The organism is Brevibacillus schisleri, assembly GCF_055685845.1.
The window spans coordinates 5,894,222-5,907,240 of the sequence record NZ_JBVNDM010000001.1; the positions used below are offsets into that span (position 1 = coordinate 5,894,222).

Consider the following 13,019-nt stretch of genomic DNA (forward strand, 5'->3'; position numbering starts at 1 on the left):
ACAGCACCTCCTAATGATTACTCCACATTTCCAGCAGTTGTTTTTCTTCCTCTTCTGAAATTAATCGCAAGCCTTCTATTGATTCCTCAGGATATGCCGTCACTTGTTCGAGCCAATTCACAAAATGTCCGATCATTCGTTCTATGCTGGACGGATGAAATAAGTCTGTATTGTAGCCAAATGAAATCGTCAACGAGTGCTCTGAATTGACTTCTATGGAAATGGACAGATCAAATTTGGCAACCTTGATGGTACTTTTCACTGGCTCAATGGTTCGATTTGGCCATTGCTTTACGTCTCTCAGGTGGGTCTGCATCGTAAAAATCGTTTGGAAGACAGGTGTGTAACTTGCATTTCGCTCTGGCTGAAGGACCTCTACGATTTTTTCAAAGGGCACATCCTGATTTTCTTGCCCGCGCAATGTTTTTTCTTTGACTTGGGCGACCAATTGCCTGAAGCTTGGATTGTCTTCGACGTTCACTCTGTAAACCAGCGTGTTTACAAAGCACCCGATTACCCCTTCCATTTCTTTTCGCGTGCGATTCGCAACCGGACTTCCTACTAAAATGTCGGTTTGTCCGGTATAGCGAGAGAGAAAGCTCTGATAGGCGGCAAGCAATGTCATGAACAGGGAAGCACTCTCTTGCTTGCTGAAAGCTTTTAGTTTTTCTAGTAATGAAGGGGCCAAATCGATATGCTGCATGTCCCCTGCATACGTTTGAATGGCTGGCCGTGGACGATCGAATGGCAACTGAAGCACCGTAAGCTCGTCTGCAAGCTCCTTTTCCCAATAAGCCACTTGCTCTTTCATCGTCTCGTCTGATAGCCATTGTCTTTGCCACACAGCAAAGTCCCCGTATTGAATGGATAACGGTGGCAGATCGGCAGGCGTTCCGCTGACTGCTTCTTCATAAAATGCCATCCACTCGTCCAACAAGATATCCTCTGACCAGCCATCGAAGACAATATGGTGGACGGTACAAAGCAGAACATACGCCGATTCATCCTGCTTAATCAGCTCGGCTTCAATCAACGGTCCTTGACTCAAGTCAAATACGCGATCAGCACTCCGTTGAATACAATGCTGGACCTGCTTTTCTCTTTCATCCGCAGAGAGGCTGCTTACATCAATGACGGGTAGTGCTCTTGGCTGATGCGGCTTGACGAGTTGAACAGGGACGCCATTTTGTTTTGCGAAAACAGTACGAAGCATTTCATGACGCTCAATCAATTGGTTCAATCCTTTTTCTAATCCCGCAACATCCCATGAACCGCTTAAGCGCCATACATAAGGAATGTTATAGACGTTGCTTCCTGGCTCGAGTTGGTCAAAAAACCACAATCGGTGCTGCGTAAAAGATAACGGGATCGGTTCCGTTCTATCCACTTGCAGGAGCGCAGGCAATTGAACCATTTTCTCGCCTTGTCGCAATTCGGTTAGCCGCTTAGCCAAGCCCTCAATGGTTGGGCAATCAAAGATCGCTCGGAGAGGTAGATGTTGACCAAACACATCTCGTATGCGCGATACAACCTGTGTTGCCAACAGGGAATGTCCGCCCAATTCAAAGAACGAATCAAATACCCCAATTTGATTTACTTTTAAAATTTCACTCCATATGAGAGCGAGCAATTCTTCCGTTGAGTTTCGAGGCGCTGTGTAGTGATGACTTACAATGTGGATCTCAGGCAGTGGCAAAGCTTTACGATCCAATTTGCCACTCGAGGTGAGCGGCATTTTCTCCACCCGTACAAAATAAGAAGGAATCATATAAGGCGGTAACTGCTTCTGTAAATGGCTTTTTAACGTCTCGACCTCTGATGCCCCACTGTAATAAGCAATTAATCGCTTGTCCCCCGGCTCATATTCGTGGGCAATGATGGCAACTTCTCCTGCCCCCTGCTGCTTCCTCATAACCGCTTCAATTTCACCTAGTTCAATCCGATAACCGCGAATTTTCACTTGATTATCCATACGCCCGATGTACTCCATATTGCCGTCTGGCATCCACCTCGCGTAGTCACCTGTCTTGTACAGCCTTTCAGATGGATTGCCAAAAGGATTCGGGACAAAACGTTCAGCTGTTAACTCGGGCTTTCCGATATACCCTCGTGCAAGTCCAATGCCCCCAATAACCAATTCACCCATCACGCCTATTGGTTGCAGGTCCCCTTCCTTATTGAGGATGTAAGCTTGAATATTATCCATAGGCTTCCCAATGGGGATTACCTCGCTATCGGCCTGGCAATCATAGTAGGTCACTTCAATGGTCGTTTCCGTAGGACCATACAGATTAGTGAGAGTCGTCTGATTCCGTTGCCCGATTAACCGATGAAAACGTTGAACCTGTTCCGTACTCAGAGCTTCCCCAGTCGTATAAACTCGCTGTAAATTTTTGATTTCCTCTGCGCAATCCACGTTTTCCATATGGTCTAAAAAGATGCTGAGCATAGAGGGAACAAAATGAATATAGGTTACTTGGTGCTGAGCAACTGTTTTGACAATAACCTCCGGGTCTTTCTCTGCTTGGGGAGCGAGGAAACATAGTTTGCTGCCAGTGAAAAACCACAGGACTAATTCCGTTACGGAAACATCAAAACAATAGGGAGTTTTTTGCAAAATGGTGTCATCCTCGTTCATGGGGTAGCGATGGACCATCCAGTTCATCCGATTGACGACCGAGCTATGCTCGATCATGACTCCTTTTGGTGCTCCCGTCGAACCTGAGGTATAGATGACGTACGCCAAATTTTTTGAATGAGAAACGGACTCCAGATTATTGCATTCTTCATCCTGATCCGGCCTATTCTCTTCCAATAACAGGACGGGGCCATTGAAATCAATCGCTGTCTTGAATTTCTCTTGTATGACGACGACCTTCGTATCGCTATCCTGGAGAATATAGGACAGTCTTTCTTTTGGAGCCGCTGTGTCCATCGGCATATACGCTCCACCCGCTTTTAGAATGGCAAGAATACCAATCATCATGTCGGGAGAACGCTCACTCATTAACCCTACTAATGTATCCGGCTTCACTCCCAGATTTCGTAATTTGCTTGCCAGGAAGTTTGCCCGGTTGTTTATTTGCCTGTAGGTCCATTGCTCGTTACCGAATACAACCGCCATTCGCTCTGGTGTCCGGGCAGCTTGCTCCTCGAAGATTTGATGGAGTGTTTTCTGATCCTCAAACGCAACAGCCGTGTCATTCCACTCTTGGAGAATTTGGTTCTTCTCAGAAGCGGTCAGCATAGGCATGGAATGAAGTTTCCGGTCACTGTGCGTCAGAACGCTTTGCAGTAATTCAATATAATGATGAAACATGCGGCGCATGGTAGATTCGTCATACAAATCCGTATTGTATTCCCAGTCAAGGCTTATACTTCCGTATTCATCCTTTGTTAAAAGGGAAGAAGCGAGCTCCTCATGATTCGTCACTACGACGTTGATATCAAATTTGGCCGATCCGTTGCTAATGCCTTCGGTGAGTTGAATATTCAGATTGGATACAGGGAGATGAGTGACTTTTGCATCCTGGAAACTAAACATGACTTGGAAAAGAGGGTTGCGGCTTTGATCACGCTTCAGTTTTAAGGCATCGACTACTTGATCAAAAGGAATTTCTTGATTCTCGTACGCTTCCAGGGCTGACCTCTTCACGTCTTGCAATACATCCCGGAACGTCATATTGTCGGTAAATTGCTGACGGATCACAATATTGTTCACAAACATCCCGATCAATTCTTCCGTGTCTTTCCAACGTCGATTCGCGATACCCGAGCCAACAATAATGTCTTCTTGATTGGAATAACGATGAAGCAAGGTTTGAAACGCAGCCATCATGACCATGAATAAGGTCGTGTTTGTTTTCATGCAGTAATCACGCAGTTGAAGATACAGTTCCTCCGGTATTAATTGGGTGAACATATTCCCGTGAAAGGTTTGATTGACTGGCCGTGGCCGATCAGTGGGCAATTCCAGAATCCCATTGGCCCCTTCCAGTAGATTCTTCCAGTACGTTAATTGCTTGTTTTCCTTGCCACGCTTAAACAGCTCATTTTGCCATACGCAATAGTCTGCGAATTGAATCGGCAATTCAGCCAATGGAGACGGCTTATTTTCAAGATAGGCACTATACAGCGTAAACAGCTCTTTTAAAAATTTGCGGAATGACCATCCATCATGAATCAGATGATGCTCCACAAACAAAATGACAGACTCCCACTCAGAAATCTTGTAAACAATCCAGCGCGCTAATGGCAGCTTCGCGATATCAATCGGATTTTTGATCTCCATCTGAATGAGTCTTTGGACTTCAGTAGCACGATCACTCTCAGGTAGGTGCGAAACATCGACAACAGGCAATTCCACATCGAATGGTTCAGAGATCACCTGATAGGGCTGTCCATTTTTCTCATGAAAAACGGTTCGGAATATTTCATGTCTGCGCACAAGCTCCGTAAAGCATTTATTAAGAATGGAAAGCTCCAGCATCCCACGCACTTTCATTGTGGCTTGAAAAATATAAGCCAAGTTATTGGCGCTTAACTGTTCTAAAAACCACACTCTTTCTTGCGAATAAGAAAGCGGCAATTCGCGATCTCGTGATACCCTCTTGATGGCAGGGAATGCATCGACTACATTTACCTCATCTGCGGCAGTTATGATCGGCACGATGCTCCGAATCGTCGGATAGGCAAACAGAGCAGACAACGGAATCTCTTTCTTGAAAAGAGCACGGATTCTCGCAATCACCTGAGTCCCCAACAGCGAATGTCCGCCTAATTCAAAGAAATGATCCTCGACTCCAATCTCATCGTATCCGAACAAATCCAGCCAAATATCCAAGAGCTTCGTTTCCCATTCCGTTTCCGGTTTTACATATTCCGTCGAAACATGCGGGCGACTATTGCCTACCTCTGGCAGTGACTTACGATCAATTTTTCCGCTGGGAGTAAGCGGGAAAGCATCCATTTTCACAAAATACGCTGGAACCATAAACTCTGGAAGCTGAGCCTTCAAATAATCACGCCATTCTGTTACCGTTCCAGACCCGATCACATAAGCGATCAGCTTGTTATTATCATAGGCGTCTTTTTTCGCCACAACGATTGCTTGTTCCACAGTCGAATGATTGCCTAACGTGACTTCAATTTCCTCCAGCTCAATTCTGTACCCTCTCACTTTTACCTGACTGTCATTGCGCCCGATATACTCCAAGTTTCCGTCGACCAAGTACCGAACCAAATCTCCCGTTCGATACAAACGCGAGTCTGATCCTGGACAATACGGGTTGGAAATGAAGCGTTCCTTTGTCAATTCAGGACGGTTCAAGTAACCTCTTGCTACGCCTGATCCGCCGACATACAGTTCTCCGGCAACTCCGACAGGTTGAATTTGTAAATGCTCGTTCAACACGTACAACTGTGTATTGGCATTCGGTTTTCCAATGGGTATTTGCGTGTGCGTTTCACCTCGATGGCATTGGAAGCTAGCAACCTCGACTGTTGTCTCTGTCGGCCCATACGTGTTGTATAAGCTTGTACCATGCGGAATGGTCAATAGATCGGTACACTTTGTAACGACATGAGGCGGAAGCACTTCCCCTCCAACTGTGACGTATTTCAAGGAGGATAACGCAGAAGAAGAATCCTGATTTTCTATATAATCCAATACGGCTTTCAACATAGACGGCACAAACTCAAGGTGGGTAATTCGATGCGCCTCGACAGCTTTCACAAGTAAGGCGGGGTCTTTCTCATCGCTGTTCGGGAGGATGTACAGGCTAGCACCTTTTAACATCCACCAAAAGAGTTCCCAAACAGAAGCATCGAAGGAAACAGACGTTTTTTGCAAAAGCCTGTCCGTATGTAAAAGAGGACTACGACTCTCCAGCGTTTGAAGAAAATTCATAACAGAATGATGCTCAATCATTACCCCCTTGGGATTTCCTGTCGAACCGGAGGTATAGATGACGTAAGCAAGATTGTGGCCGTTTACTTCGATCTCAGGGGGCTCCGTGCTTTCATTCAACAAAATTTCGCAATAATCCGATAATTTAACTACTTTTATTCCGTCTGGCACTTTCGTCGCGGACGCTTTATCCGCAATCACTACTTGTAAAGCCGCATCCTCCATAATATAGTGGAGTCTTTGAACAGGATAAGCAGGATCGATCGGTACATAAGCGCCTCCTGCTTTCAACACACCCAAGATGCTCACGAGCATTTCAATGGAACGCTCTTGGCATATTCCCACCAGCACTTCAGTCGCTACCCCAATCTTTCGGAGGTAATTCGCTAATTGATTTGAGCGGATATCCAATTCCCTATAGGTCATCTTCTCTTGCTTAAACACGAGTGCAATGGCATCGAGATTCTGATTGGCTTGGAAATCAAAGGCGGTCAAGATTGTGTCAGGAACATTCGAGGGTTCATCATTCCTGCACCACTCGTCTACCAGTTCCTTCTCTTGGTTTTTGGTTATCAGTCTCAATAAATCGATAGGCGTTTCGACATGAGTGATTACTTGTTCGATCCAGTTGCAAAAGTTCTCGATCATTCGTCGTATCGTTTGCTGTGCAAACAAAAAGGAATTATATGTAAATGTTATGTGCATTCCCTCAGCCTCTTCGACATTAACACGCAGCACTACATTTGCTATTTGGGAGTCGACAAAAAGTTTGTTATCGTCATCCGCGGCTTTTCCTACTCGTAAAAAGGTATGAAATAATTTCGTAGTTTCGGAGCTGCTAGCAAGCTTCTCCTCCACCCTATTCTCTTTGATTTCGTTCAACAGCTGCTTAAAATTCGTTGTTCCACCAGCAATCACTCGACTTGCAAAAAAGGTAGGGCCATCACTCGCTATCGCACCGACCCGAATGTCGTTTTGCCCGGTATATCTGTAAAGATAGCTATGGTATGCAGCTAAGAGTAGCGTAAACATGTCAGTCTCTTCCCGCATGCAAAGTAATCTTGCTTTCTCCCCAACCGTTTTTGACAGATCAATCGATTGCGTCTCTTCTTCATAACGAGCATCCTTAAGTCTCGGGAAATCAAACGGAAGCTGCAGCAATGGAGCCTCTTCTGCCATTTGATTCACATGATCTTTCATGGCCATGGTTGTCCTCCCTTTTTGAGCTTGATAATGAAGGGGGAACCCTCTAAAATTATAAAGTTCCTCACCCGCTCTGCTTGACAGACTTTTAAAATGGATATTGGTCGGTAAGCCTCCCCCTCCTTTACTAAGTAGGCGTTGACTCATCGAATCGTCCACGTTAAAGACCGGACACCCGATTCGTTTAGGTGAAGCAAGTAAGCAGCGTCAAAAAAGGCCAGAATAGTTGACCAAAAAACATGTTGCGTCCAAATTTTACAGGGCATGTTCAAAGCGGCTACAAACGAGATGTGAAAGGGAAGGTAAGTGAATTGAATTGCTATGAATTCGTGAAAAGTGGAGTAGTGTTTTGAATACAGTTAAGTATGAAACACCTATGAAGTGGAAAAGCAGGTTCAGATTCTACTAGGAATAGGGGGATTTTTAGAAAAATTACCTTTTAAGAGAATAAATGTAATGATTTACCAGTTACAGGCATTATATCACATCCGAATTTTATGTCAATTATTAGCGTTGACATTGATTTATCATAAAACAAAAATAGACATGCTTACCTTCTCGGGTAGACTTGTGTAGAAATTCATCGATACCTGAGAAGGCAGAACATGTCTATTTTTCCATTAACCTTGAAAAAGGGTATACCCTCCTACTACTATCGAGACTGCAAATAAAATACTAAAGTACCACTTCGTAAACCGAAGACTGAACCACGAGCCTTCCCACCATAAGATCCCAAAAAAAATGGCCCCAATCAAGATGCTACTTGCAAAAGCAAGGAGTGCATTTTCCATATTTCTTCACCTTTTAAACAGAATGGAAAAGAGGCTGCCCTCCACAGTAGATTGAACAGCCCCTTTTCATTTACCAGACCGTAATGTTAATCGTAATAGTCTCGCCGCCGTATTCCACTGTAATGGTTGTTTTACCAGATTCCAGTGCGGTCACGACACCATTTTCTACAGTCGCAATCTCAGGATCTTCCACTGTCCATTCGGCATCCTTGGTAACGATCTCCTCGTATCTATTTTCATAGACCGCGTACAGGACGATCTCTCCAGTATTGTCTGCCTCCAAGCGCAGCGAAGAGCGTGATACTCGCAAATCTTTCACTTTCTTTTCCTCTACGACGAGCACACGATTAGTTACCTTTTTACCGCCGTATTTCGCAGTAATGACAGCCTTCCCGGAAGCCAGCGCTGTCACTTTTCCCTCTTTTGTTACCTCGATGACCTCTTCGTCGCTAGAGGACCAAGTTGCTTTCCCTGTCACCTCTTCGGTGTTCTTGTCATTGAAGACGGCTGTCAGCGTTAGCTGCTTCTCCTCATCGAGCTCCAGCACCAAATCCTTGAAGGAGGTCGTCAACGAACGAATCGTTTTCGTAGAAACCGTCACTGGAATCTCCAGTTCCTCGCCCATATAGCGAACGGTAACGATGTCTTCTCCCTCTTCTTTGCCTGCCGTAATGCGACCCTGCTTGACGGTAACCAAACCGTTTTCCGTGTCGTACTCAACATTTTTGTCTCGCGTGATGTCTTTGCGTTTTTTGCCTTCTACCTTATAAACTCGTAAGGTTGTGGTTACTCTCGGCTTAATCCAGAAGGACGGTTCGTTTGTTTCCAACTGGAAGGTGGGTATTTCTTTAACGGTTACTTCCATCGAATCGGTTTTGTTCCCGTCTACGGTCGTCACTGTAATCGTCGCAGTCCCAGGAGCTACTGCCTTGATCTTGCCATCCTCATCTACCTCGACGATCTCAGAGTCGCTGCTTTCCCACTTGACCCGTTTGTTGGTGGCATTCGTTGGTTTTACAGTGGCTCGAAGGCTTTCTGTATCGCCAACACGCAATGTTAACTGCTCTTCCTCCAACTCAACCCCGGTCACCGGCTCTCCTGTTGGTGGATTCGGCACATTTGGCACGTATAGCTCAATGGAATCTTCCAGTTCAACGGTGTTTCCTGCCTGGTCGCGAAGCTGGATCAGAACCTTTTTCATCCCATTGCCATACGGCAAGTTCCACGGTACTGTTCCCGTCACTTTTTCCCAGCTGCTCCACTTGCCTTGGTCATTGGAGATACGCATCTCGACATCTCCCAAATTGTCCGAAGCAGTAACATGCAGTCTCACGCTGGTGGAGCTGGTTAGACGATCATCATTGTTGATGACGAACGTTCCTGTTGGTGCTGTTTTATCCAAAGTAAACGTGATCTTGATTTCGTTACCGGAAGCATCTACAACCCGTAGTTCATGCTTACCTTCACTTGTTACCCGGTCGCCACTTGCAAACGGAGCACCGTTCAACGTCGCAGTTCCTTCGTTGAATGTGATGGTCACGTCATCTTTGTAAATACCTTTGTCCTCGACTCCAGTAACAACAGGCGCATCTGCATCCAGCTCGATCGTATCGGAAACGGTTGTAATATGCCCTGCCCTGTCTGTGATCTGCATCTCGACAGTCTTGGTTCCATCACCGGACTTCAACTGCCATGCTTTGGTCGCAGTTACTGCCTCCCAATCGCTCCAGTCGTTGTCACCATTTGCGAAGCGGATTTGTACATCACTCGTACTGTCGTTCGCTGTGATGGCGAGCGTAACATCACGAGACTTGGTGGAATTGTCTCCGTTATTGATCGTGATAGATCCAGTCGGCGCCAACACATCCAGTACAATCGTATCACTTAGCTTTGTGACGTTCCCCGCTTTGTCCCGCAGCTTGACATAAACCGTTTTGGTGCCGTTTGTGCTGCCATCAGCCAGCTTCCATGCTTTTGATTCCGCAAAACGCTCCCACGTACCCGAATTGTCATCGGCGTCAGAGATCGCCATTTCAATGTCGTCGGTATTGCCTGACGCAGTGAGTTGCAATATAACGTCTTCTGTTTTCGCAAATTCGGCTCCGTTATCGATGCTGAGCGTTCCAGCTGGTGGTGTTTTATCCAGCGTGAAACGGATCGTCGTACGATTTTGTGCATCATCCGTGACGACCAGCTCATACGATCCTTCCGCAGTGACGACAGAACCGCTCGTAAACGGATTGCCGTTTAGTAATGCTGTTCCCTCATTGAAGGTAATCGTTACGTCGCTCGCATAGACACCATCCTGAGTGACTCCTGTAACAACTGGTCCAGCGGAATCCAGCGTGATTTGCTTTTGAAGGGCCAATTGGTTTCCGGCCGGATCTCTTAGCTCCAGATAGACCGTTTTGGTTCCATCGCCACCGCTCAGCTCCCATGGAACGTCCCCTTTCGTCGGCGCTGTTTTCCAATCGCTCCACGTCAGGTTGTCATTCGACAAGCGCATTTCCACACCATGAGCATCAGCCGACTCCACACTCAACGTAACCTTGCTCGTGTTGGTATACGACTGACCTTGATTGATCTCAAAAGCCCCCGTAGGGTTGGTCATATCGAGTGTGATCTCATCGGTAAAGCTGGCAATATTCCCTGCTTTGTCCTTCACTTCCATGGAAACCGACTTGGTTCCGTCTCCAGTCAGCAAGGTCCATGCCTTTGTTGTGGTCAGCGTTTCCCAAGAAGTCCAATTGGCTGGATCGCTCGTATCATGGGAAAAGCGCATCTGTAGTTCATTGCTGAAATCAGTAACGGCAATTTGTAATGTGGTTGCTAGTGTATTGGTATAATCGGCGTCACCATTGATCTTGAGACTGCCCGACGGCTTCGTTTGATCAATCGAAAATGCAACCATTGCTGTATTGCCCGCTTCATCCGTGACAATCAGCGTATAAGTGCCATCGTCATTGACGATTTCTCCGTCCGCTATCGTCTTTCCGTTCAAGGTCGCCTTTCCTTCGTTGAAGCTGATTGTCACACTCTGATTGTACAGCTTGTTGTTCTCTACCCCTGTGATAGCAGGTGCAACCGTATCGAGTGTAATCGATGCCTGTAAATCATGGGAGTTGCCAGCTTCGTCGATCAACTGTAGATAGACCGTTTTCTGTCCATCTCCATTTGTTAGCTTCCAAGCCTTGGCGGTCGCCACATCCTCTAGCGCACTCCAGCTCATGTTATCGTTGGACAGCTTCATTTTCACCTTGCTGGACACGTCAGTGGCATCGATTTGCAAAATGACATCCTGGTTATTCGTATGAGTGGCTCCGTTATTGATCGCAAGTGTTCCAGTCGGCGCGGTTTTATCCAGGGTAAAGGTTACCGTAGTCGTATTCCCTGCTGTATCCGTCACTACCAGCGTATACTTGCCCTCCACACTCACCTTCGTGCCACTGGTAAAAGGAGCACCATTCAATGTTGCTGTGCCGTCGTCGAAGACAGGTGTGACATCTGCCGTGTAGAAGCTGCCATTCGCTACCCCTGTAACAACAGGTGGCGTTTTGTCCAACACGATGGTACCAGATGTATAATACATATTCCCTGCACCATCACGGAACTTCGCGTAGACTGTTTTTTGTCCGTCTCCACTAGCCAAGTTCCATTCCAGCTTGTTGTTGACAGGAACAGGTATCCAGCTGCCTGTAAAGCTGTTATCATTCGACAACATCACTTCTACCGGGCCGTTCGCATCACTTCCCTGAATGGTAAGCTCCACCTTTTCTGATGAAGTGGCTACGTTCCCGTTATTGATCTCGATAGTCCCTGCCGGAGGTGTTATATCCAGCACAATGCTATCCTGCGCTTTCAGGACAGTTCCTGTTCCGTCACGCAGCTCCATGAAGATCGTTTTGGTCCCTTCTCCTGCTTGGAGGCTCCAGGTAACAGGCGTCTCAATCATTTTCCATTCGCTCCAAGGACCACCTTCTACATTCGCCAAACGGTACTCGGGCTTGGCAGCGTCGGGATCATCATGGGTCATGGTGAGCGTCACATTTGCTGAATTCGTAACGGCAGCACCGCCATTGATGGTAACCGTTGCTGTCGTAGGTGGCTCATTTACATCCGTCACCTGGATGGTCATCGCCTTGGTGAATATATTGCCAGCCGAGTCTGTTGCAGTGATCGGTACAGCGTAATCCGATTTCGTTTCAAAATCAAACGTTTCTGTCGCCTTCAGTTGATTTCCGTCAACAGTAAATGGAACCGTAGTGTTTTGAATACTGAACGTAACGGTGTCTCCTTGATCAGGATCTACTGCCGAAAGCGTACCAACTACCGCTCCTATTTGATTGTTCTCGGGAATCGAATTGGACGATAAGAGGATATCGGTTGGTGGAGTGTTAGGAGCATACGTGATTTCTAGCTGAGAAGCATAGTTAACATTTCTTTTGTCGTAGAAAATAATTTGAGGCTGATACAAGGCAGGAACAGGTGGTGCTGTTTGTCTTCCTCTTAAAACAAAGGTAGCTTTTTTGTCTGGAATATTACTCATGACAAAGCTGGTTACATCAAACGATTTCCAACCTGTGAAATTAGTAGGAATAAACTCATTTGTTATGATTCTTTCCTGATAAGAGGGCAGCACAGCCGTAAAATCATCGTTCCAATTGTCATCAAACGAGCCCCAAAGATCAATGAAAGGCATATCTCCGCCTGTTGCTTCTACCGTATGCACATAGATTTTCAGGACAGCAGACTGAATTTTCCTCTCACTTTTCACGCCGCTCAGGTCAAAACGTAGAGCAGCATTCGCAGCCCCATAATCCCCACCAGAGTCTCGCGCGTAGCCGACGATCAACGTGTTCGGAACTCCTTGGTAATCCAAACCATCAGGATAGGCACCATACGCATCCACGAACTTGTCTGCCTCTACTCTAATCACATCTTGAACTTCTGCGTTGGCTTTTTCTAGAATAAGCATAGGTTGGACAATTGCAAACAGCAAAGTAAATACCAACAAACGAGCCATCATTCTTTTCATCAATAACGTTGTCCTCCTTCCTTCTTCATTTCAACTCCCCCTACTGTCGACACACTCCCCCAGTAAAAACATCTAGGTGAAA

Annotated in this window: 2 protein-coding genes; both read right to left on the minus strand. The window is 46.2% G+C overall.

What is annotated here, in order from left to right; genetic code table 11:
- Positions 1–10: 10 nt before the first annotated feature.
- The gene (locus ACUUHJ_RS27970) at positions 11–7,114 is read right to left on the minus strand and encodes an amino acid adenylation domain-containing protein (RefSeq protein WP_472300598.1); all 7,104 of its coding nucleotides are present in this window, start codon (positions 7,112–7,114) and stop codon (positions 11–13) included.
- Between the two features lie 858 nt (positions 7,115–7,972).
- Positions 7,973–12,937, minus strand: coding sequence for an Ig-like domain-containing protein (locus ACUUHJ_RS27975; RefSeq protein WP_472300599.1), 4,965 nt, complete (start codon positions 12,935–12,937; stop codon positions 7,973–7,975).
- Positions 12,938–13,019: the final 82 nt, after the last annotated feature.